This is a genomic window from Citrobacter sp. Awk 2 (assembly GCF_028069815.1).
Lineage (GTDB): Bacteria > Pseudomonadota > Gammaproteobacteria > Enterobacterales > Enterobacteriaceae > Citrobacter.
In genome coordinates this window covers 41,934-65,627 of record NZ_JANEWL010000007.1, presented here as the reverse complement: position 1 = coordinate 65,627, position 23,694 = coordinate 41,934, and the positions used below count along the sequence as shown (strand labels likewise).

Here is a 23,694-nt window from a genome sequence, read left to right as displayed (position 1 = left end):
GATAACTCCTTTCCTGTTGCTCGCATCGTTAACGCCGACGGCGGCGCGTGGGTTTCGCTTTTTCTTTTGGTTTTACTATAACGTCTGGCACAGCAGGTTGCTCTATCGGAAAAATGGGTAACGCATTCAGTAAACGCTTACCATAGTTTTTGGTCAACAACCGCTTATCGTAGATCACGACTTCACCCCAGCAGCCATGGCTACGAATGAGTCGCCCAACTTGCTGGATCAAATTGAACGACGCTGCCGGTAAGCTTTGCACCTCAAAAGGGTAGCGGTTCAGGCTTTTCAGCCACTCGCCCTCAGTGAGCACTACCGGGCTGTCGATGGGCGGAAACGCGATTTTGTGGATATGTACCTGGGTCAGCAATTCGCCTTTCAAATCCAGACCTTCGGCAAAAGATTGCAGTCCGACCAGTACGCTGCGTTCGCCGTTTTCTACCCGCTTTCGGTGTAACTCCACCAGTCGATAGCGCGGCTGGTCACCCTGTACCAGCAGCAGCAAGCGCAGATCGGTAACATGCTCAAGAAAACGCTGCATCGCCCGCCCGCTGGCAAAAAGCACCAGCATGCCCTGATGCTTTTTACTTTCCAGCTGTTCGCGAAAATAGGCGGCCATTTCCGCAATATGCTGCTCTTCGTTATCAATTAACGGTTCGTAGCGCATCTGCGGAATGACGATTTTGCCCTGTTCAACGTGATTAAACGGGGAATCCAGCGCGACAAACCGGTCTCCCGCTTTTTCTTTCAGACCGCTCATCTCCTGCAGACGCGAGAAGCTATTGAGAGAACGGAGCGTGGCAGAGGTCACAATAATATGCGGTACGCTACGCCACAGCAGTCGTTCGAGCTGATCGCTCACGCGGATCCCGACACAATGGAACCAGACATGGATCTGCCCATCGCGCACCTCGCGCGTCGCCCATTTACTCACCGGCGCGCCTGACGACTGCGCCAGCGACGCCAGACGCCACAATTTGCTTTGCGCCTCAAACATGCCCAATGCCCGGTTCATCTGCAAAATAACCCGATGCAGACGCACGATATCGTGGGTACCGGTTTTTTCACTGAGATCGTTGAGGAACAGTTCTGCCAGGCCACGCAGCATTTCCGTCAGTTTCGCCAGTCGCTGGCAGATTTCCATCACTTCACCAGGCAGTTCTCCCATTGCAAAGCGGTGTTCCGCTTCCTGCGTGGCGGGCATATAGAGATTGAGGATGTTATTAAGTGAAGCGATCAGTTCATATAACTCTTCACAGTGACCATTCAACCGCTCGGCGTTCGCCAGCGGCGGCGTGGTTTTCGGGCGGAACTGCTCCATGCAGGTCGCGACTAATTTGCAGAACAGGTCCAGTTGAAGTCGATACCAGGGCGCGCTGATTTCCGCACTCATCTCCAGCGCATCGCGGGCGACATCCGGCAAATGATGGCCTTCATCAAGAACTAACAGCAGGTTTTTCGGCTCTGGCAGTACGGCTTCGCTTTCCATGGCCGCCATCACCAACGCGTGGTTCGCCACCACGACTTCGGCTTCCTGAATCTCGCGGCGGGCGACAAAAAAAGGACATTCACGATAGTAGTGGCAGTTACGGTTCAGACAGCTCGCTTTATCGGTGCTCAAACGCTGCCAGAGTCCGTCGTCAATAGCGATATCAGTGTGATCGCGCAACCCGTCCCATTTATAGCTGTCGAGATCGCCTTTCAGCCTGGCGCAGCGCTTTTGTTCTTCCTGATTATTGGGTGTCAGATCATCGTCGAGAAAAGCCAGCAGATCCTGTTGATTGGGTTCGGTACTCGCCAGTGCGGCTAAATTGCGCGGGCAGACATAACGACCACGACCAAAAGCAGCGGTAAAACGCAGATCGGGGATGATTTTCCGCAGCAACGGCAGGTCTTTGCTGTAGATCTGATCCTGCAGCGCTACGTTAGCGGTACTGACCACCAACGTTTTCTGTTCTTCACGCGCAATGGCGATACCGGGGATCAGGTAAGATAACGTTTTCCCTACACCGGTCGGTGCTTCAATCGCCAGATGCCGTCCCTCTTCCCCTGCCAACGTTTTCGCGACATCGGCAATCATCTGTCGCTGCGGTGCACGGGGAATAAAGTCGGGGATCTGTTCCTGAAGCGCCTTGTACCAGGCGGCTATTTGCGCTTTTAGCGCCGCGGTTAATGCCATGAGAAAACCTGAAATACTGTATAAACAGCCACCATTGTGGCACATTTCAGACGCTCAATGTACCTTTTTCCCCCATTCTGGAAAGCGGCTCGCAGCACTGGCCTAAACTGCCGGATGGCGGCTTACACACCTTATCCGGTCTACATCCGGGTTCGCGCCTTATTCGGCCTACAGTGAAGGACATTGCAGGCCGAATAAGGGTGTCGGTTAATAGTACCCCAACAACTTCCACCACAGCATGCCCACGGCAAAAATGATAATCACATTCGCCGTCACCACGCAGAGGTTGATTTTGTAAAAGCGTGGTCGTTCAAAATACCCCTGGGCAAAATAGATGGGGCCTGGCCCACCACCGTACTCCGTATTGCCCCACATCAGGTTACTGAAGATGCCAAAACAGATAGCGACCATCATCGGCGGCGCGCCTGCTGCGATCGCCGTTGCCGCAAAAGGGGCATACAGTGCAGCAACATGCCCGGTCGCTGTGGCAAAGAGATAATGAACGTAAATATAAAGAATCCCCAGCATAATAAAGGATTCTATCGCGCCAAACCCCTGAATACCGCTGCCCAGTTTTATCGTCATCCATTTAATAAAGCCCAGATCGGCAAGTCCGGTCGCGAGGCTAATAATGACGCTAAACCAAATCACCGTATCCCAGGCAGCATGGTCATTGAGCAGGCTTTTCCAACTGACTGCGCCAGAGGCGAACAGATACGCGGCCAGCCCCAGCCCGACAGAGGTCGCTGATAATCCCGTGATCAAGCTGGTGCCCCAGCCAACCAACGCCAGCACAAAGCCAAAGGCGACCTTTTTCTCGTTGCTGCTCATCGCACCGAGTTCACCCAGCGCCTGCTTGCCCATCGCTTTTGCTTCTGGCGTACGCTTAAGCTCAGGGTCCAGCAATTTATAGACCAGAAGCGGCATCAGGCAGAAACAGACCATCGCCGGAACCACCGCGGAAATAAACCATCCACCCCAGGTTATCTCAACGCCTAACGAGGATTTTGCCAGACTGGCCACCAGCGGATTCGCCGCCATCCCGGTCAGGAATATCGCTCCGGTAATCGGTGTAAACTGAAAGCACACCATGGTTAAGAAATCACCGATGCGCTTGCCGGTTGCCCCAGGCGCCGAGCCCAGTACGTCATTGATTGAACGGGTGATGGGAAAAATAATCCCCCCGGAGCGGGCAGTAACCGACGGCATTGCCGGGGCCATAATCAGATCGGACACCCCCAGCGAGTAAGCGATACCCAGGCTGCTGCCGCCAAAAAGCGACAGCATTTTGTACGCGATACGTTTCCCAAGCCCTGAGGTAACAAACCCCAGAGAAAGGACATAGGCGCAGAAGATAAGCCATACCGTGCCAGAAGCAAACCCGGAAAGCGCTTTTGCCTCTGGCAAGGTTTTGGTAAAAATGACCACGCAAAGCGCAATCAACATTACCGCCCCCGAAGGGAGCGGTTGGGTAAGAATAGCGGCAATGGTCGCGGCAAAAATGGCAAACATATGCCAGGCCTGAGGCGTCAGACCATCAGGTACGGGATAAAACCAAATGATCCCCCCAATGACCAGCGGTATCAGGAACGACAGAATGGATTTTCCCGCGACAGAATTCGTTGACATAAAAATATCCTTATTCCGTTAACCCGAGAACCATCATTTCTGCGACAGATATTTGGCCAGCACCTGATCGACCATTGCAGGAGCCATTCCCAGGTAATTCGCCGGGTCGGTCAGTTCTTCAATCAACTGCGGATCCAGTCGTTCAGAGACGGATGGCATCGCATTCAGCACATCCGCCAGTCGCCCCCCGTGTTCATTGACGATACGGCAGGCGTCATACACGACATCATGCGCATCCTGACGACCGATATACGGTGCCAGTCCCATCATGACCGCTTCAGCCACAATCAGTCCGTTGGTCATGCCGAGGTTACGTTTCATCGCAGCCTCATCAACCACCAGCCCCGCTAGCATAAAGTTGGCCTGATGCAATGCCCCGGCGCTGAGGACGAAACTTTCCGGGATAGCAATCCATTCCGCATGCCACGGCCCGGTCGCCCGCTCCAGATCTTGCACCATCGCATCCAACATCAGTCCCGCTTGCTGACGTACGCCTTTCGCACAGGCCAGCATCAACTCGCTGGAAATAGGGTTACGTTTCTGCGGCATAGTACTGCTGGCTCCGCGGCCTTTGACAAACGGTTCATACAGCTCACCAAACTCGTTTGATGCCATCAGCATCACGTCATACGCAATTTTGCCCAGCGAACCGGTCATCACCGCCAGCAGGTTTACGGCTTCTGCAAAACCATCACGTGCAACGTGCCAGGTGGAGGTCGGTACATTGAGCCCTAACTCTTCCATCATGGCTTTTTGTACCGCCAGACCTTTATCCCCCAGCGATGCCAGCGTACCGGCCGCCCCCGCAAATTCGCCAACCAGTACACGTGGACGCGCCTGGGCAAGACGTTCAGCGTGACGTTCGAACATATCCAGCCAAATAGCCGCTTTATAACCAAAGGTCACCGGCAACGCTTGCTGCAAATGGGTTCTTCCTGCCATTGGTGTATCGCGGTAACGGCGCGCGAGGTCAGCGAGCGTCGCACGAAGTTTGTCCATATCGGTTTCAATTAACGCAAACGCATCACGAATTTGCAGAACAACCGCGGTGTCCATGATGTCCTGCGTGGTTGCGCCCCAGTGCACATAGCCACCAGATTCCCCGGCTTGTTTCGAAATTTGGTGTACCAACGGCAGGATGGGATAACCCACAATCTCGGTTTCATGGCGCAGCAAATCGAAATCAAGCGTATCGGCATTACATTTCTCGGCGATTTCCTGCGCCGCAGCCTCGGGTATCACACCGCAGCGTGCCTGGGCTTTGGCTAAGGCCACTTCCACTTCCACGTATTTGCGTACCAGCTCGCGATCGTCAAACACCGCGCGCATCGCCGGTGTGCCGAAAGAATCCCTGAACAGAACAGAATCAAGTACATTCGAAGCCATAAATCCCCCTGGAAAATCTGATAATGATAAGATGCGTGTTTCGGGTCGTTTGTTGGATAAACAAAGACCGCCACAATGTCCAGACATAATCAAATGTCCGTACATTTAAATGTACGGACATTTATAGTATTCATGAGGAATGTATGGAATAGTCCGTACATATTTTTGTGATGAAGATCATTAATTTTTTGATGAAACCGCGATGAAAGAATCTCTGTACAAGCGAATAGCACGTGAACTGGCACAGCAAATTTCGGTGGGTACCTTTGCTCCCGGCTCGCTGTTTCCCACAGAAATGGAGCTGTGTGAAACGTGGCAGGTCAGCCGCCACACCATAAGAGAGGCGTTGAGGGAATTAACAGAACAAGGGCTGATTTCACGGCGTAAAGGTGCAGGAACTCGCGTTTGCGAACCACAGGCAAACGGTGTTAATCACCCGCTATCGCATCTGGAAGATCTGTTACTGCTGGCAAAAAACAACCTGCGCGTGATTAAGAAAATCGACGAGATTGTGGCGGATATTGAGCTTTCCCAGATGATTGGTTGCCCGCCAGGTTTCCGCTGGCTGCACATTGCCAGTACCCGTGAAGATGCGCAGAACCCGGATGCACCAATCTGCTGGACCGACAGTTACGCTAGTACGGATTACGCCAAGCTGCGCACGTACATCCGCGACGATCCGCACTCGTTAATTAGCGATTTGATCGAAACGCACTACGGCATTAAAAGCCATGAAGTTCACCAGACGATTACAGCCGTCGGCGTGCCCAGGAAAATAGCAAAAATCCTTAACGTCGCACCTGATTCTCCGGCGATGAGAATTGTGCGTCGCTATCTGGACAGGGAAGGAAAGGTATTTGAAACGACGATTTCGATTCATCCGGCAGGACGCTATACCTGCTCAATCGTACTGAAATCACAAAGTTCTGGGGAATGATGCATTGCGTATCCGACCTACGCGACAGGCAGGCCGGATAACATGTTTACGCTGCCATCCGGTAACGTAACTTACTGTGCAGACGAAGGTTTGCGCGGACGACGTGGCGGACGAGGCTTATCGCCCGCCGGTTTGCCTTCGCTGCTACGCGGTTTCGCTTTTGGCGCACCGCCATCCTGACGACGCGGCTGCTGCCCACGACCCGCACCACCCTGACCACGACCACCGCCGCCACGCTGCTGACGTCCGTTCTGGATCGGCTCAGCTTTGATTGACGGGTCTGGCTCATAGCCCGGGATCGCAATACGCGGGATCTCTTTTTTCAGCAGTTTCTCGATATCGCGCAGCAACTTGTGTTCATCAACGCACACCAGCGACAACGCTTCACCGGTTGCCGCCGCACGGCCGGTACGGCCAATACGGTGCACGTAATCTTCCGGTACGTTTGGCAACTCGTAGTTCACAACATGCGGCAACTCTTCGATATCCAGCCCGCGCGCTGCAATGTCGGTCGCCACCAGCACACGAATATCCCCGGATTTAAAGTCAGCCAGCGCACGCGTACGCGCCCCCTGAGATTTATTGCCGTGGATCGCCGCACTGCGAATACCGTCTTTGTTCAGCTGTTCTGCCAGATGGTTTGCGCCGTGTTTAGTACGGGTAAATACCAGCACCTGCTGCCAGTTACCCTGACCAATCATCTGCGACAGCAGTTCACGTTTACGTTTTTTATCCACGAAATGCACATGCTGAGTCACCTGCTCTGACGCGGTATTACGACGCGCCACTTCAATTTCCAGCGGGTTGTGCAGCAGTTTTTCGGCCAACGATTTAATGTCGTCAGAGAACGTAGCCGAGAACAGCAGGTTCTGACGTTTTGCCGGCAGTTTAGCCAGTACGCGACGAATATCATGGATAAAGCCCATATCCAGCATGCGGTCAGCTTCATCCAGCACCAGGATCTCAACCTGGTCCAGCTTCACCGCATTTTGGTGTTCCAGATCGAGCAAACGCCCTGGCGTTGCAATCAGTACATCCACACCACCGCGCAGTTTCATCATCTGCGGGTTAATGCTGACGCCGCCAAAAACCACCAGCGAACGAATATTCAGATACTTACTGTAATCACGCACGTTTTCGCCAATCTGAGCCGCCAGTTCGCGGGTTGGCGTGAGGATCAGCGCACGTACCGGACGACGGCTTTTGCCATGCGGCTGATGGGTAATGAGATGTTGTAACAGTGGCAGGGTAAAACCTGCCGTTTTACCCGTGCCGGTCTGGGCGCTGGCCATCAGATCGCGGCCTTCCAGCACGGCAGGGATCGCCTGCTGCTGAATAGGGGTAGGTTCACGGTAACCCTGCTCGGCAACGGCACGTAAAATATCAGGGTTTAAACCAAGGGAATCAAAAGACATAACAACTCCGAACCACCCTGACCGTTACCGGTGTCGTTTTCAGGGAGATACATATAATAGAGATGACAAAAACCACAATGTCATGAAGGGGCGGAGTGTAGCAGTTTTTGTGATATACCGCATAAATTTCCCGCCCACGGAAAATACGTCGACAGACTGGACAAGGTGACGTATGAGTCATAATCTTAATCAATCGATTGATTAAGTTCAGAGTCGCGCAATGAATACACCCACCATGACAACCAAAGGTGAACAGGCGAAAAATCAGCTCATTGCCGCCGCACTGGCGCAATTTGGCGAGTACGGCCTGCATGCCACTACGCGTGATATTGCGGCTCAGGCCGGACAAAACATTGCGGCCATCACCTACTATTTTGGCTCAAAAGAGGATTTATATCTCGCCTGTGCCCAGTGGATTGCTGATTTTATCGGCTCGCAGTTTCGCCCTCACGCGGAGGAAGCAGAGCGACTGTTTGCTCAGCCAAAGCCAGACCGGGCCGCGATGCGCGAACTTATCCTGCGCGCCTGCAAAAATATGATCATGCTGTTAACCCAGGACGACACGGTTAACCTGAGCAAATTTATTTCACGCGAGCAGCTTTCCCCTACCGCCGCGTATCAACTGGTGCATGACCAGGTTATCGATCCACTGCATACCCACCTGACACGCCTGATCGCCGCCTATACTGGCTGCGATGTCCATGATACCCAAATGATCCTGCACACCCACGCCATACTTGGCGAAGTGCTGGCCTTTCGCCTGGGTAAAGAAACGATTCTGTTACGTACGGGCTGGTCACAATTTGATGAGGATAAAACCGCGCTGATTTACCAAACCGTCACCTGTCATATCGATCTTATTCTGCAAGGTTTAACGCAAAGGAGTCTGGAGTCATGAAAAAACCTGTCGTTCTTGGGCTGGTTATCGCGGCCCTCGTTGCCGTGATTGCCGGTGGAACGTGGTGGTATCAAAGTCGGCAAGATAACGGCCTGACGCTGTACGGCAACGTCGACATCCGTAGCGTCAACCTGAGTTTTCGCGTCGGTGGTCGACTGGCCTCGCTGGCGGTTGACGAAGGCGATGCCATTACCGCAGGCCAGGTGCTGGGCGAACTGGATCACGCCCCGTATGAGAACGCGCTGATGCAGGCAAAAGCCAATGTTGCCGCCGCCCAGGCACAGTACGACCTGATGCTGGCAGGTTATCGGGAAGAAGAAATCGCGCAAACTGCCGCGGCGGTAAAACAGGCGCAGGCGGCTTATGATTACGCGCAGAATTTTTATAATCGACAGGTAGGATTGTGGAAAAGTCGCACCATCTCCGCCAACGATCTGGAAAATGCCCGTTCATCGCGTGACCAGGCGCTGGCATCGTTAAAATCCGCGCAAGATAAACTCACGCAATATCGCAGCGGTAACCGTGTGCAGGATATTGCGCAGGCAAAAGCCACACTCGAACAGGCTCAGGCTGAGCTGGCACAGGCTGAGCTTAATTTGCATGACACCACACTAACCTCACCGTCTGACGGTACGCTGCTTACCCGTGCGGTCGAACCCGGCAGTATGCTAAGCGCAGGCGGTACGGTACTGACGCTGTCGCTCACCCGCCCGGTCTGGGTGCGCGCCTATGTTGACGAGCGTAATCTGAGCCAGGCGCAGCCGGGACGTGAAATTTTGCTCTACACCGACGGTCGGCCGGACAAACCGTATCACGGTAAAATTGGCTTCGTGTCACCTACTGCAGAATTTACCCCGAAAACGGTGGAAACCCCGGACCTGCGTACTGACCTGGTTTACCGTCTGCGTATTGTCGTGACCGACGCAGACGACGCGCTACGCCAGGGAATGCCGGTGACGGTAAAATTCGGTACCGAGGCGCGGCATGAATGACGCCGTCATTACGCTGAATGGTCTGACGAAACGCTTTGCCGGGATGGAAAAACCGGCAGTCGCCCCACTCGACTGCACCATTCATGCAGGCTACGTTACCGGGCTTGTCGGGCCTGATGGTGCCGGGAAAACCACGCTAATGCGGATGCTTGCGGGTCTGTTAAAACCTGATGACGGCAGCGCCACAGTGATCGGCTTCGACCCCATCAAGGACGACAGTGCGCTGCATGCGGTACTGGGCTATATGCCGCAGAAATTTGGCCTGTATGAAGATTTAACCGTCATGGAGAACCTCAATCTCTATGCCGATTTGCGCAGTGTCACCGGCGAAGCGCGAGAAAAAACGTTTGCCCGCCTGCTGGAATTTACCTCGTTGGGGCCATTTACCGGGCGTCTGGCTGGCAAACTTTCCGGTGGGATGAAACAGAAGCTGGGGCTGGCCTGTACGCTGGTCGGCGAGCCCAAAGTATTGTTGCTTGATGAGCCGGGTGTCGGCGTCGATCCCATCTCCCGTCGTGAACTGTGGCAAATGGTGCACGAACTGGCCGGGGACGGCATGCTGATCCTCTGGAGTACCTCGTATCTGGATGAAGCAGAGCAGTGCCGCGATGTGCTGCTGATGAACGAAGGCGAACTGTTGTATCAGGGCGAACCGACGCAACTGACGCAAACCATGGCGGGCCGCAGTTTCCTGATGAGCAGTCCGCAGGAAAACAACCGTCGGTTGCTGCAGCGGGCATTAAAACTACCGCAGGTCAGCGACGGGATGATTCAGGGGAAATCGGTACGTTTGATCCTGAAAAAAGCAGCCACTGCGGACGATATTCGTCGGGCGGACGGGATGCCGGAGATTAACATCAGCGAAACGACTCCCCGCTTCGAGGATGCCTTCATTGATTTACTGGGGGGGGCTGGTACGTCGGAATCCCCACTGGGCGCGATCCTGCATACGGTGGAAGGAACGCCTGGTGAAACGGTGATCGAAGCTAAAGCACTGACCAAGAAATTTGGTGATTTTGCGGCCACCGATCATGTGGATTTTGCCGTACAACGTGGTGAGATTTTTGGCCTGCTTGGGCCGAACGGTGCCGGTAAATCCACCACCTTTAAAATGATGTGCGGCCTGCTGGTCCCCACCTCCGGCAAAGCGCTGGTGCTGGATATGGATCTGAAAGTCAGCTCCGGCAAAGCGCGCCAGCATCTGGGTTATATGGCGCAAAAATTCTCCCTGTACGGCAACCTGACGGTTGAGCAGAATCTGCGCTTTTTCTCCGGGGTCTACGGTCTGCGCGGCCGTGCGCAGAAAGACAAAATTGGGAGTATGAGCGAGGCATTCGGCCTGAAAAGCATCGCGTCTCACGCCACCGACGATCTGCCGCTGGGCTTTAAGCAGCGCCTGGCACTGGCCTGCTCGCTGATGCATGAACCCGATATCCTGTTCCTTGATGAACCCACTTCCGGGGTCGATCCCCTCACCCGTCGGGAGTTCTGGCTGCATATCAACAGCATGGTAGAGAAAGGGGTTACGGTGATGGTCACCACCCACTTTATGGACGAGGCGGAATACTGTGACCGTATCGGGCTGGTGTATCGCGGCAAGCTGATTGCCAGCGGCACACCTGATGACCTGAAAGCACAAGCAGCCGATAGCGACACGCCGGACCCGACTATGGAGCAGGCGTTTATTACGCTTATCAATGACTGGGATAAGGAGCATACGCATGAGTAGCCACTCTCTCTCCTGGCGGCGCGTGCGGGCGTTGTGCGTGAAAGAAACACGCCAGATCGTCCGCGATCCCAGTAGCTGGCTAATTGCGGTAGTGATCCCGCTACTGCTGCTGTTTATCTTCGGCTACGGGATCAACCTCGACTCCAGCAAGCTGCGGGTGGGGATTTTGCTTGAACAGCAAAGCAAAGAGGCGCTGGACTTTACCCATACCATGACCGGCTCGCCCTATATTGATGCCACCATCAGCGATAACCGTCAGGAATTGATTGAGAAAATGCAGGCCGGACGCATTCGCGGCCTGGTGGTGATCCCGGTAGATTTTGCCCAACAGATGGCGCGCCCCAACGACGTAGCGCCCATTCAGGTCATCACCGACGGCAGTGAGCCAAACACGGCTAACTTTGTGCAGGGTTATGTCGAAGGTATTTGGCAGATTTGGCAAAAGCAACGGGCGGAAGACCGCGGTGAATCGTTCGAGCCACTGATCGATGTGCAGACTCGGTACTGGTTTAACCCGGCGGCCATCAGCCAGCATTTTATTATTCCTGGGGCGGTCACTATCATTATGACGGTCATTGGCGCGATCCTCACTTCGCTTGTGGTGGCGCGTGAGTGGGAACGTGGCACCATGGAAGCGCTGCTGTCTACCGAAGTCACCCGCGTCGAACTGCTGCTGTGTAAGCTTATCCCCTATTACTTTCTTGGCATGCTGGCGATGTTGCTGTGCATGTTGGTTTCGGTATTTATTCTGGGCGTGCCGTATCGCGGTTCGTTGCTGATCCTGTTTTTTATTACCAGCCTGTTTCTGCTCAGCACACTCGGTATGGGTTTACTGATTTCCACCATCACTCGCAATCAGTTTAACGCCGCACAGGTGGCGCTAAACGCCGCCTTCCTGCCCTCAATTATGTTGTCGGGATTTATCTTCCAGATAGATAGCATGCCGGCGATTATCCGCGCGGTGACTTACATTATTCCCGCACGCTATTTCGTCAGCACCCTGCAAAGCCTGTTTCTGGCGGGAAATATTCCGGTGGTGCTGATTATCAACGTGTTGTTTTTAATCGCTTCGGCGGTGATGTTTATTGGCCTGACGTGGCTTAAAACCAAACGTCGGCTGGATTAAGGGGACTGGCATGTTTCATCGCTTATGGACATTAATTCGCAAAGAGCTGCAATCGCTGCTGCGTGAGCCGCAGACGCGGGCCATTTTAATTTTACCGGTACTGATTCAGGTCATTCTGTTCCCGTTCGCCGCAACACTGGAAGTCACTAACGCCACTATCGCTATCTATAACGAAGATAACGGTAAACATTCGGTGGAATTAACCCAGCGTTTTGCCCGTGCCAGCGCCTTTACCCATATTCTGCTGCTAAAAAGCCCACAGGAAATCCAACCCACCATCGACACGCAAAAAGCACTGTTGCTGGTGCGCTTCCCGGCAGACTTCTCGCGTAATCTGGATACTTTCCAGCAGGCGCCCATGCAGCTCATTCTCGATGGGCGCAACTCCAACAGCGCGCAGATTGCCGCGAATTATCTGCAGCAGATCGTTAAGGAGTATCAGCAGGAGCTGATGGACGGCAAGCCAAAACCGAACAACAGCGAGCTGGTCGTGCGTAACTGGTATAACCCCAATCTGGATTACAAATGGTTCGTAGTTCCGTCGCTGATCGCTATGATCACCACCATCGGCGTGATGATCGTCACCTCACTGTCGGTCGCTCGTGAACGCGAACAGGGCACACTTGATCAACTGCTGGTTTCCCCACTGACAACCTGGCAGATTTTCATCGGTAAAGCGGTGCCCGCACTGATTGTTGCCACCTTTCAGGCCACCATCGTACTGGCCATCGGCATCTGGGCCTATCACATCCCGTTTGCCGGTTCACTGGGTTTGTTCTACTTCACCATGGTGATTTACGGGTTATCGCTGGTGGGATTTGGCTTGCTGATTTCGTCATTGTGCGCGACACAGCAGCAGGCATTTATCGGCGTCTTTGTCTTTATGATGCCGGCGATTTTGCTGTCCGGATATGTCTCTCCGGTCGAAAATATGCCGGTATGGTTACAAAACCTGACGTGGATAAACCCGATCCGTCACTTTACGGACATCACAAAACAGATTTACCTGAAGGATGCGAGTCTGAAGATTGTCTGGGGAAGTTTGTGGCCGCTATTGGTAATAGCGGCCACAACAGGCTCAGCGGCGTATGCGATGTTTAGACGCAAAGTGATGTAACTTTTTGTCTTTCGCCAACAGCGAGACCACTGCGGGTCCGGCAAGGATCGCCAGCCCCGCCAGCGCCAGTAACACGTTGTTTTGCAGCACACGCGACAGCAGCCACAGTACGATCATTGCCGCACCGAAATACCACGTGGTCGTCAGTTCTTCCAGCACGTCAGCCACATCACGCCAGCGCTGTTCATGGTGACGTTGCAATGCCAGCATTAAGATAACCGTTACGCCATACACGACGCATAATCCCAGGCCGACGTGCACCAACTTGCCGCTCATCCAGCCCATTACCAGCAACGCCACTACCAGTAAATGCAACACAATCTGCCAGCAACTTAGACCCGTTGCGACACGAACACGTTGTTGCCACCTCATGGCTTTTCTCCTGAAGGATTTTTAACTAATTATTCAGAGTACCGGACTTTACGGAAAATTCCGCAACACCGCATCTTTTTGTGACGGCGACTACACTATTTATTTCGCCACAGAATTCGCGATACGGTCAAAACCCCCGCATCCCGAAGGATGACGGAGAGAGTCAGGAAAGTGACGCCAACGGGAGAATCATGAGCGAATCCGCAGACCGATTTTCATTCAATGTGCTCACCATTAATACTCACAAGGGTTTCACCGCCTTTAACAGACGCTTTATTTTGCCCGAGCTGCGGGATGCCGTCAGGGCAGTTGGCGCAGATATTGTGTGCCTGCAGGAAGTGCTGGGCGCTCACGACGTACACGCACTGCAGATAGAAAACTGGCCGGATACCAGCCACTACGAGTTTCTGGCCGACAGCATGTGGAGCGATTTCGCCTACGGGCGCAATGCCGTGTATCCACAGGGGCATCACGGCAACGCCGTGCTATCGCGTTACCCCATTGAACATTATGAAAACCGTGATGTATCCGTTGGCACGAGTGAAAAGCGTGGTGTGCTTTACTGCCGCATTGTGCCGCCGATGCTTTCCCGCCCGATTCATGTGATGTGCGTCCACCTCGGTTTACGTGAAGCCCATCGCCAGGCACAGCTCAGCATGCTGGCAAATTGGGTCAATGCCCTGCCCGACACGGACCCCGTGGTGGTTGCTGGCGATTTTAACGACTGGCGACAGCAGGCGAATTATCCGTTGAAGAGCCAGGCCGGTCTTGACGAGATTTTTACTCGCGCTCACGGTCGCCCGGCACGAACGTTCCCGGTGCGATGTCCTCTACTGCGCCTCGACAGGATCTATGTAAAAAATGCTAACGCCAGTATGCCAACCGCGCTGGCGCTGCGACACTGGCGACATTTGTCCGATCATGCCCCCCTGAGCGCGGAGATTCGTGTATGAAAACTGGCTGGCGTGAAGGCAATCAAATTCAGCTACTGGAAAACGGCGATCAGTACTATCCCGCCGTATTTCACGCGATTGAACAGGCGGAGCAAAAAATCATTCTGGAGACCTTTATCTGGTTTGAAGATGCGGTAGGGAAACAGCTACATGCCGCGTTACTCGGCGCTGCCCAGCGAGGAATCAAAGCGGAGGTGCTGCTGGATGGCTACGGCTCGCCGGATCTTAGCGACAGCTTTGTTGAAGAGTTAACCGCGGCGGGTATTGTTTTCCGTTATTACGATCCGCGCCCACGTCTGTTCGGGATGCGCACCAATCTGTTTCGACGGATGCATCGCAAAATTGTGGTCATTGACGATCGCATCGCCTTCGTTGGCGGCATTAATTACTCCGCCGAACACATGTCTGACTACGGGCCGGAAGCCAAGCAAGATTACGCTGTGCGTGTTGAAGGCCCGATTGTGGTCGATATTCTTACCTTCGTGCTGGAGAGCCTGCCGGGACAAAGCGCCGTACGCCGCTGGTGGCGGCGGCATCACCGGGCCGTCGAAAATCATCGCCCCGGTGAAGCGCAGGTGCTGTTCGTCTGGCGTGATAACGAGGAACATCGCGATGATATTGAACGCCATTATTTGAAAATGCTCGCGCAGGCAAAGCGGGAAGTGATTATTGCCAATGCCTATTTCTTCCCCGGTTATCGTCTGTTGCATGCACTACGTAAAGCGGCGCGACGCGGCGTACGGGTAAAACTCATCGTTCAGGGCGAGCCTGATATACCCATTGTGAAAGTGGGTGCCCGGCTGCTGTATAACTATCTGGTCAAAGGGGGCGTCCACGTTTACGAATATCACCGCAAGCCGCTGCATGGCAAAGTGGCGCTGATGGACGATCACTGGGCTACCGTCGGCTCCAGCAATCTTGACCCGCTCAGTCTGTCGCTGAATCTGGAAGCCAATCTCATTATTCATGACCGTGCTTTTAATCAGATACTGCGCGACAACCTGAACCCTATTATTGCGCAGGACTGCAAGCGGGTTGACGAATCCATGCTGCCAAAACGTACCTGGTGGAACCTGACCAAAAGCGTATTGGCATTTCACTTTTTACGCCACTTCCCGGCACTGGTCGGTTGGCTACCGGCACACACTCCACGCCTGACTGAAGTGGAGCCGTCGGCACAACCCGCGCTCGAAACACAAGATCGCATTCAAACCGGGGATGCAGGAGGAAAAAACTGATGGCGACGTCGGGTGAAAAAGTTGCGGGTATCAAACGAGGAGGCGATGGCTAAATCATCATGACTTTAGTGCCGGATGCGGCTTAACGCCTTATCCGGCCTACTTTCAAGGCCGGACAGGCGCAGCGCCATCCGGCGACAAGCATTATCGACGATTGCCGAAGATACGCAGCAACATCAGGAACAGGTTGATGAAGTCCAGATACAGCGTTAACGCGCCGAGGATCGCATACTTGCGCAGATTCGAACTATCACGCAAGTCGATCTGCTCACCGATGTTTTTCAGCTTTTGCGTATCGTAGGCCGTCAGGCCGACAAACACGATCACCCCAATGTAGGTCACCGCCCACATCAGCGCTTCGCTCTTCAGCCAGAAGTTAACCAACGAGGCCAGAACGATACCAATTAACGCCATAAACAGCATGTTACCCAAGCCGCTGAGATCGCGTTTAGTGGTGTATCCGTACAGGCTCATGATACCGAACATCCCGCCGGTGACCACGAAGGTACTGGCGATAGACGAGTAGGTATAAACGATAAAAATACTCGATAGCGTCAGCCCGGTTAACGCCGAATAGAGCATAAACAGCGTCGTTGCCATTCCGGCACTGAGCTTTTGCACCATTCCCGACAGGACAAATACCAGCGCCAGTTGTGCAATGATCAGCCCAAAGAAGGTAATTTTGCTGGAAAAGACAAACATCATCACCGCAGGCGTATTCGCCGCATACCATGCAATAAACGCCGTCAGTAACAACCCACAGGTCATCCAGCCGTAGACCTGCGCCATGTAGGTTTGCAGACCGGAACGGGCCTGCACAATAGAATCGGATCGTGGGAATCGGTCCATGACAATCTCCTGAGTCAGTATGTGCCTAAACCAATTGTACTCTACCAGCGTTTTGCTGCTTGCTTATCGCTGTCGCGGGCGTCGACCCAACGTTCACCTTCTGGCGTGGCTTCACGTTTCCAGAACGGCGCTCGCGTTTTCAGGTAATCCATAATGAACTGCCCGGCATCAAACGCGCTACTACGGTGTGCACTGGTCACACCGACAAAAACAATTTCATCGCCCGGCCACAATTCGCCAATACGATGGATCACCGTTACCCGGCCTAACGGCCAGCGCGTACGCGCTTCGTCAACGATTTCCGCCAGCGCTTTTTCAGTCATCCCCGGATAGTGTTCCAGCGTTAATGCTTGCACGCTGTCACCCAGATTATGATTGCGGACTTTACCAGTGAAGGTGACCACCGCGCCGTCTTCATCGCGCTCGGCAAGCCAGGGGTATTCGTCACCGACGCTGAAGGGTGCATGCCCAACAACAATTCGCGTTTCAGCCATTTTAGCCTCCGGTCACTGGCGGGAAGAAAGCCACTTCATCACCCGCCCTGAGAGGATGATCAAAGCTGACCAGCGTCTGGTTTACCGCCGCCAGCAGCTTGCCATCTTCCAGCGCCAGTGCCCAACGATCGCCTTTGCCTGCCAGATGCTGGCGCAGTGCTTCTACCGTTGCAAATTCAGCTGTCACCTCTAGCGCATCGGTGTTAACCAGTTCTCGCACCTGGGCAAAGAAAAGAACCTTAATCATGTGCATCCACCTTAAAATCCCCCGACTTGCCGCCGCTTTTTGCCAGCAGACGTACCGGACCAATCACCATATCCTTTTGTACTGCTTTGCACATGTCGTAAATGGTCAACGCCGCTACGGAAGCCGCCGTTAATGCTTCCATTTCAACACCGGTTTTTCCCGTCAGCCGACATAGCGTTTCGATGCGGACACGGTTGTGTTCCGGTTCGGCCTGCAGGTTGACTTCAACCTTGCTGAGCATCAGCGGATGGCACAGCGGGATCAGATCCCAGGTGCGTTTAGCCGCCTGAATACCCGCAATGCGGGCCGTAGCGAAAACATCACCTTTATGATGGCTGCCATCAATAATCATCGCCAGCGTTTCACTGCGCATGGTCACGAATGCTTCAGCTCGCGCCTCGCGTACCGTCTCTGCTTTGGCAGAAACATCCACCATGTGCGCTTCACCAGCGGCATTAATATGGGTTAATTGCGACATACTTATTTCTTCAAATGTGGGTGGAAGTTACACGGACGTGTACGGGCATCGAGCTGCGGCGCAATAATATTTTCCCAGGCGGTACGACACGCTTTGGTCGACCCCGGCATGGCGAAAATCAGCGTCTTATTTGCCACCCCGGCAACCGCACGAGACTGCAGCGTCGCCGTACCAATCTCCTCAAAGGAGAGCATGCGAAATACTTCGCCGAAGCCTTCGACTTCTCTGTCAAACAGCGGCAGCAGCGCTTCCGGTGCCTGATCGCCTTCGGTTAAACCGGTACCGCCGGTAATGAGCACCACTTGCACATCGTCACTGGCAATCCACGCAGAAACCAGGGCGCGAATCGCATAACGGTTCTCTTTGACAATCGCCTTATCAACAATCTGATGACCCGCTTCTTGCGCCGAATCACGCAGATAATGGCCGGAAGTGTCATCTTCTTCGCCACGACGGTTGGAAACGGTAAGAATAGCAATGCGTGTCGGGATAAATTCAGCGCTTACCTGACTCATGAGAAACTCCTTTTAGCGATCAGCCGCCAATGTAAGATAAGTTTTGCGTAATACCGGTATTGTTCTGATGCAGGAAATGGGTCTGCTTTTTCTCCAGCAACGCGGCAGAGATACGTTCTTCAAGCGCAGCCTGCTGGGCGTCGTCGGTCAGCAAATCACGCAAGTTCACCCCGCCTTCACCAAATAAACACAGATGAAGTTTACCGACGGATGACACACGCAGGCGATTGCAGGTGGCGCAAAAGTCTTTCTCATAAGGCATGATCAGACCAATTTCACCGGCATAATCAGGATGACAGAAAACCTGAGCCGGACCATCGCTGCGCTGGCGTAACTGGTGGATCCAGCCGCGCTTAAGCAGTTCATCGCGCAGTACCTGCCCGGAGATATGGTGTTTGCGGAAGAGAGAACTGCCCTCACCCGTTTCCATCAGTTCAATAAAACGTAGCTGAATTGGCCGCGGTTGAACCCAGGCCAGGAAGGTGTCCAGTTGATGATGGTTTACATCGCGCATCAGCACGGTGTTGACTTTCACTTTTTCAAAACCGGCATCGAAGGCGGCGTCAATCCCCGCCATCACCTGCTGAAACTTATCCTGCCCGGTAATGGCGTGAAACTGACGGGCATCGAGGCTGTCGACGCTGACGTTAAGTGCCGTCAGCCCGGCATCGCGCCATGCAGCAGCATCGCGCGCCAGACGATAACCATTGGTGGTTACCGCAATCTGACGAATCGCGTCGTTTTCACGTACGGCAGCAATAATGTCGGTAAAATCGCGACGCAGTGACGGTTCGCCACCTGTCAGACGCACCTTTTCCGTTCCCAGACTGGCGAACGCACGTGTGACGCGGCGAATTTCATCAACGGTCAAAAAGCCGTTATTAGTCACACCACCTGGCTTATAGCCATCTGGCAGACAGTAGGTGCAACGAAAGTTACACACATCGGTAATCGACAAACGCAAGTAGTAAAACTTACGCGCGAATGCATCGGTAAGTTGAGAGCCCATGTACACCTTTCCAAATACGGGAGGCGAAGTCATTTCTTCCTGCGCCCTGGTGACAATCGTATTCACGTATCGTCACGGCCAAAGCACCGTATCGTTTGACCCAGGTGCAGAGGCTAGAGTGTTTATACTCGTCATGCTTCGAGTACATTGTGGTTATGCCGATACTAGCGTGTAAATGACACTTTTGCCATGTACACTTTCGCTGTATAAATATGTATATAGCGACATGATCGTGCAATTTCGCTACAGAATAAGCAAAAACCATGGTTTTGCATTGATATACATCATCTTGCTATCAGGTCGATGTCGTCAGAAAGGGGTAGATCGCAGAAAATTATTTTCTGCCGATGGCGACTGGATAATTGCTGAAAACACGCTATTTACGTTACTGTAGCGCCGATCAATTGATATCAGGAATAACTATGCGCACTCGTACGCTGGCAGATCTGGATCGCGTTGTCGCTCTCGGCGGAGGGCATGGATTAGGACGCGTTCTGTCGTCACTTTCCTCTTTAGGTTCACGCCTGACGGGCATCGTCACGACCACCGATAACGGCGGTTCCACGGGGCGAATTCGCCGTTCAGAAGGCGGTATTGCCTGGGGAGACATGCGGAACTGCCTTAACCAATTAATTACCCAACCAAGCGTTGCATCGGCGATGTTTGAGTACCGTTTTGGCGGTAATGGCGAACTTTCCGGTCATAACCTCGGAAATCTGATGTTAAAGGCGCTCGATCACCTCAGCGTGCGGCCTCTGGAAGCCATCAATTTAATTCGCAGCCTGCTAAAAGTTGATGCACATTTAATTCCCATGTCAGAACTGCCGGTGGACCTGATGGCGCTCGACGATCAGGGACATGAAGTGTATGGCGAAGTAAATATCGACCAGCTCACTACCCTGCCGCAAGAATTAATGCTCTCACCTAAAGTTCCCGCCACGCGAGAGGCGATTGAAACCATCGCGGAAGCGGATCTGATCCTGATAGGACCGGGGAGTTTTTATACCAGCCTGATGCCGCTACTACTGCTTGACGAAATGGCGCAGGCATTGCGTCGTACACCGGCACCAATGGTTTATATCGGCAATCTGGGACGCGAACTTAGCCTGCCTGCCGCCAGCCTGACCCTTGCCGATAAGCTGGCTATCATTGAGCAATATGTTGGTAAGAAAGTGATTGATGCGGTGATTGTGGGGCCAAAAGTCGATGTTTCGGCCGTGACCGACCGCATTGTGATTCAGGATGAACTGGAAGCCAGCGATATCCCCTATCGTCATGACCGTCAGTTGCTGCATAGCGCGCTGGAGAAAGCGGTGCAGGCGTTAGGGTGAACGTCTTTGCCTGATGCGCTGCGCTTATCAGGCCTACAAAACGCGCTGCACTGCCATCGGGCACCAAACTCTGCCTGATGCGCTGCGCTTATAAGGCCTACAGGTGCGCATGTAGGCCGGATAAGGGGTTTATCCCGCATCCGGCACACACTTACGATGCCGCGATAAACAACTCGCGCAACTGATGCAACTGGTCACGGATCTGCGCGGCCTCTTCGAACTCAAGGTTCTGCGCATGCTGCATCATCTGACCTTCTAACTCATGAATCTTCTGCTGCAACGCTTTCGGCGTCATATCCAGCTCAACCACCTCGGATTTCGCCCCAGCACGCGACTTCCCTTTACCTTTCGCTTTGGTCTTCGCAATATTCTGACCCAACGCCAGAATATCAACGACTTTCTTGTTTAGCCCCTGTGGCGTAATACCGTGCTCTTCGTTATACAGTTGCTGCTTCTCGCGACGACGTTCGGTTTCACCAATGGCCTTCGCCATCGATGCGGTAATTTTATCGCCGTAGAGAATCGCTTTACCGTTGATGTTACGCGCGGCTCGACCGATGGTCTGGATAAGCGATCGTTCCGAACGCAGGAACCCTTCTTTGTCTGCATCCAGAATCGCCACCAGGGAGACCTCTGGCATGTCCAGACCCTCTCGTAACAGGTTGATACCCACCAGCACGTCAAACTCGCCCAGGCGCAAATCACGAATGATTTCCATGCGTTCGACGGTATCAATGTCGGAGTGCAAATAGCGTACCCGCTCGCCGTGTTCTTCGAGATATTCGGTGAGATCCTCCGCCATCCGTTTCGTGAGTGTCGTCACCAGCACGCGTTCGTTAATCGCCGCGCGAATGCGGATCTCAGACAGCAGGTCATCAACCTGCGTCGCGACCGGACGAACTTCAATGACCGGGTCCAGCAGCCCGGTGGGTCGCACCACCTGATCGACCACATCATCACCGGATTTCTCCAGCTCATAATTGCCCGGCGTCGCTGAAACATAAATGGTTTGCGGTGCCAGCGCCTCGAACTCTTCAAACTTCAGCGGACGGTTATCCAGCGCCGACGGCAGACGGAATCCATATTCAACCAGCGTCTCTTTTCGTGCCCGGTCGCCGCGGTACATCCCACCAATTTGCGGAATCGTAACGTGGGATTCATCCACCACCAACAGGCCATCGGCGGGCAGGTAATCAAACAGCGTCGGCGGCGGCTCGCCCGGACCGCGTCCGGACAGATAGCGTGAATAGTTTTCAATACCCGAGCAGTAACCCAGCTCGTTCATCATTTCCAGATCGAACTGCGTACGCTGGCTTAAACGCTGTTCTTCCACCAGCTTGTTATTCGCCAGCAGGATTTTGCGGCGCTCCGCCAGCTCGACTTTAATTTCTTCCATTGCCTGCACAATACGTTCGCGCGGCGTCACGTAGTGGGTTTTCGGGTAAATGGTGAAGCGCGAAATCGTGGATTCAACCTGCCCGGTTAGCGGGTCGAACAGCGATAAGCGCTCAACTTCTTCATCAAACAACTCGACGCGCAGTGCGATATCGTCAGATTCGGCCGGAAAGATGTCGATCACCTCACCACGCACACGGAACGTCCCGCGCTGGAATGCCTGATCGTTACGCGTGTATTGCAGCTCAGCAAGCCGGCGCAGGATCGCGCGCTGGTCGATAATCATCCCCACCGTCAGGTGCAACATCATCTTCAGATACAGATCCGGATCGCCCAGACCGTAGATCGCGGAAACCGAGGCCACAACCACCACATCCCGCCGCTCAAGCAGGGCTTTGGTCGCCGACAAACGCATCTGTTCAATGTGTTCGTTTACCGACGCATCTTTCTCGATAAAAGTATCAGAGCTCGGGACATAAGCTTCCGGCTGATAATAGTCGTAGTAGGAAACGAAATATTCCACCGCGTTATCCGGGAAGAACTCTTTCATCTCGCCGTACAACTGGGCTGCGAGGGTCTTGTTAGGGGCCAGCACCATCGTCGGACGCTGTAAGTCCGCAATCACGTTGGCGATAGTGAATGTCTTCCCCGACCCCGTCACCCCGAGCAGCGTCTGATGCGCCAGACCATCCTCCAGCCCTTCTTCCAGGCGACGAATCGCCTCAGGCTGATCGCCAGAGGGTTTAAAAGCGGAATTCAGTTTGAACGGTTTACTCATGAGCAGCTACCTGAAGCAATGGGCGGGCAGGTGTGTAATTTTACTCGCAGCAGTATATTTTGCCAGTAAAATATACTGGATGAAAAAACAGTAACGCACCAGAATATTTCTGTTACGCCATCAGAAAGCCCGTCATAGCAGGCTAAAATTTTGGCACTGGCGAGATAAAACACCAGCAAAAATGTGTTATCCCCAAACCAATGACTTTTTTAACATTTGTCAAGACGGCAGATGAAAGTTTTATGGCAACGCATGACGCTTCTGCGACAGCCATTGCTTTTATCTAACATTCTGTATTTCAATGACTATTCTCTCGAGCCGTCTTTCGCATCAATTTAGTCGCAGGCCGCGTCTTCTCTCGCTTACATTGTGTTTTCTAACTCTAATACACAAGGTTATCCACAGGAATAGTGGATAACTGCCTCCAGCCCGTGCTGACTGCCGCCTGGCAAAAACACCGACTTGCCCTTTTCGGGTGGGATAAAAAAAAATTATCGGCATTTTTTTATATTTATCAGCCAACGAAGCCCTGGAGACGGTCGAGATCTTGCTCGCATTTTCACCATTTACCTGCCTGCACCATCCCGACGCGACCAGGCACTGGCAGTGTGCGCAAAATTAACCCGG

The 23,694-nt window shown here is 53.5% G+C and carries 21 protein-coding genes and 1 riboswitch; of the genes, 9 read left to right on the top strand and 12 right to left on the bottom strand.

Annotated elements, in window-relative coordinates; all coding sequences use genetic code 11:
• Positions 1–28: 28 nt before the first annotated feature.
• The 3 genes from dinG to NNO02_RS03575 all read right to left on the bottom strand — a co-directional run bounded on the left by dinG (position 29) and on the right by NNO02_RS03575 (position 5,194).
• On the bottom strand, positions 29–2,179 hold the full coding sequence (gene dinG, locus NNO02_RS03585; protein ID WP_271454220.1) for an ATP-dependent DNA helicase DinG: 2,151 nt from the start codon (positions 2,177–2,179) through the stop codon (positions 29–31).
• 207 nt (positions 2,180–2,386) lie between these two features.
• A complete protein-coding gene (locus NNO02_RS03580) occupies positions 2,387–3,808 on the bottom strand; it encodes a DASS family sodium-coupled anion symporter (RefSeq protein WP_271441265.1) in 1,422 nt (473 codons plus the stop codon).
• Positions 3,809–3,841: 33 nt separating this feature from the next.
• Positions 3,842–5,194, bottom strand: coding sequence for a class-II fumarase/aspartase family protein (locus NNO02_RS03575; RefSeq protein WP_271454219.1), 1,353 nt, complete (start codon positions 5,192–5,194; stop codon positions 3,842–3,844).
• Positions 5,195–5,396: 202 nt separating this feature from the next.
• On the opposite strand from NNO02_RS03575, the gene NNO02_RS03570 reads away from it, so the two are divergent.
• Positions 5,397–6,131, top strand: a complete 735-nt coding sequence (locus NNO02_RS03570) for a GntR family transcriptional regulator (protein WP_271454218.1) — start codon at positions 5,397–5,399, stop codon at positions 6,129–6,131.
• A gap of 71 nt (positions 6,132–6,202) precedes the next feature.
• Here the strand turns inward: NNO02_RS03570 and rhlE are convergent, their stop codons facing one another.
• On the bottom strand, positions 6,203–7,546 hold the full coding sequence (gene rhlE, locus NNO02_RS03565; RefSeq protein ID WP_202039076.1) for an ATP-dependent RNA helicase RhlE: 1,344 nt from the start codon (positions 7,544–7,546) through the stop codon (positions 6,203–6,205).
• Positions 7,547–7,766: 220 nt separating this feature from the next.
• On the opposite strand from rhlE, the gene cecR reads away from it, so the two are divergent.
• From cecR to NNO02_RS03540, 5 genes are read left to right on the top strand one after another with little or no spacing between them, the layout of a single operon-like run.
• The gene (gene cecR / locus NNO02_RS03560) at positions 7,767–8,444 is read left to right on the top strand and encodes a transcriptional regulator CecR (protein WP_271454217.1); all 678 of its coding nucleotides are present in this window, start codon (positions 7,767–7,769) and stop codon (positions 8,442–8,444) included.
• Complete coding sequence (hlyD, locus tag NNO02_RS03555; RefSeq protein WP_271454216.1) at positions 8,441–9,436, top strand: secretion protein HlyD; 996 nt, start codon at positions 8,441–8,443, stop codon at positions 9,434–9,436. The genes cecR and hlyD overlap by 4 nt, the downstream gene beginning before the upstream one ends.
• Positions 9,429–11,165 carry an ATP-binding cassette domain-containing protein gene (locus tag NNO02_RS03550; RefSeq protein ID WP_271454215.1) on the top strand — a complete coding sequence of 579 codons (1,737 nt, stop codon included), beginning with the start codon at positions 9,429–9,431 and terminating at the stop codon, positions 11,163–11,165. The genes hlyD and NNO02_RS03550 overlap by 8 nt, the downstream gene beginning before the upstream one ends.
• Entirely contained in the window at positions 11,158–12,291 is a 1,134-nt protein-coding gene (locus NNO02_RS03545) for an ABC transporter permease (protein ID WP_121584394.1), read from the top strand. Before NNO02_RS03550 ends, NNO02_RS03545 begins: the two co-directional genes overlap by 8 nt.
• Before the next feature lie 10 nt (positions 12,292–12,301).
• On the top strand, positions 12,302–13,408 hold the full coding sequence (locus NNO02_RS03540) for an ABC transporter permease (RefSeq protein WP_271454214.1): 1,107 nt from the start codon (positions 12,302–12,304) through the stop codon (positions 13,406–13,408).
• On the opposite strand, the gene NNO02_RS03535 is transcribed toward NNO02_RS03540, so the two are convergent.
• Positions 13,370–13,780, bottom strand: coding sequence for a YbhQ family protein (locus tag NNO02_RS03535; RefSeq protein ID WP_048212208.1), 411 nt, complete (start codon positions 13,778–13,780; stop codon positions 13,370–13,372). The genes NNO02_RS03540 and NNO02_RS03535 overlap by 39 nt on opposite strands.
• 191 nt (positions 13,781–13,971) lie before the next feature.
• Between NNO02_RS03535 and NNO02_RS03530 the strand changes: the two genes are divergently transcribed.
• Both NNO02_RS03530 and clsB read left to right on the top strand, forming a co-directional pair.
• The gene (locus NNO02_RS03530; protein ID WP_271454213.1) at positions 13,972–14,733 is read left to right on the top strand and encodes an endonuclease/exonuclease/phosphatase family protein; all 762 of its coding nucleotides are present in this window, start codon (positions 13,972–13,974) and stop codon (positions 14,731–14,733) included.
• A complete protein-coding gene (gene clsB, locus NNO02_RS03525) occupies positions 14,730–15,971 on the top strand; it encodes a cardiolipin synthase ClsB (protein ID WP_271454212.1) in 1,242 nt (413 codons plus the stop codon). The genes NNO02_RS03530 and clsB overlap by 4 nt, the downstream gene beginning before the upstream one ends.
• Before the next feature lie 144 nt (positions 15,972–16,115).
• On the opposite strand, the gene NNO02_RS03520 is transcribed toward clsB, so the two are convergent.
• The 6 genes from NNO02_RS03520 to moaA form a co-directional block, all read right to left on the bottom strand.
• Positions 16,116–16,820: a Bax inhibitor-1/YccA family protein gene (locus NNO02_RS03520; RefSeq protein WP_137384338.1), complete on the bottom strand. Its 705-nt coding sequence runs from the start codon at positions 16,818–16,820 to the stop codon at positions 16,116–16,118.
• Between the two features lie 41 nt (positions 16,821–16,861).
• Complete coding sequence (gene moaE, locus NNO02_RS03515) at positions 16,862–17,314, bottom strand: molybdopterin synthase catalytic subunit MoaE (RefSeq protein ID WP_271441256.1); 453 nt, start codon at positions 17,312–17,314, stop codon at positions 16,862–16,864.
• A gap of 1 nt (position 17,315) precedes the next feature.
• Complete coding sequence (gene moaD, locus NNO02_RS03510; protein ID WP_271449724.1) at positions 17,316–17,561, bottom strand: molybdopterin synthase sulfur carrier subunit; 246 nt, start codon at positions 17,559–17,561, stop codon at positions 17,316–17,318.
• Positions 17,554–18,039: a cyclic pyranopterin monophosphate synthase MoaC gene (gene moaC / locus NNO02_RS03505; RefSeq protein WP_137384341.1), complete on the bottom strand. Its 486-nt coding sequence runs from the start codon at positions 18,037–18,039 to the stop codon at positions 17,554–17,556. Before moaC ends, moaD begins: the two co-directional genes overlap by 8 nt.
• A 2-nt stretch (positions 18,040–18,041) precedes the next feature.
• Positions 18,042–18,554, bottom strand: coding sequence for a molybdenum cofactor biosynthesis protein B (moaB, locus tag NNO02_RS03500; protein WP_271449725.1), 513 nt, complete (start codon positions 18,552–18,554; stop codon positions 18,042–18,044).
• Positions 18,555–18,573: 19 nt separating this feature from the next.
• Positions 18,574–19,563 (bottom strand): GTP 3',8-cyclase MoaA, encoded by a 990-nt coding sequence (gene moaA, locus NNO02_RS03495; protein WP_115602345.1) that lies wholly within the window; start codon positions 19,561–19,563, stop codon positions 18,574–18,576.
• Positions 19,551–19,696: riboswitch (molybdenum cofactor riboswitch) on the bottom strand. Its footprint overlaps the gene before it by 13 nt.
• A 289-nt stretch (positions 19,697–19,985) precedes the next feature.
• Here moaA and yvcK point away from each other — a divergent pair.
• A complete protein-coding gene (gene yvcK / locus NNO02_RS03490) occupies positions 19,986–20,894 on the top strand; it encodes a uridine diphosphate-N-acetylglucosamine-binding protein YvcK (protein WP_101741867.1) in 909 nt (302 codons plus the stop codon).
• Positions 20,895–21,045: 151 nt separating this feature from the next.
• Here yvcK and uvrB read toward each other — a convergent pair whose 3' ends face one another.
• Positions 21,046–23,067: an excinuclease ABC subunit UvrB gene (gene uvrB, locus NNO02_RS03485; RefSeq protein ID WP_271441251.1), complete on the bottom strand. Its 2,022-nt coding sequence runs from the start codon at positions 23,065–23,067 to the stop codon at positions 21,046–21,048.
• Positions 23,068–23,694: the final 627 nt, after the last annotated feature.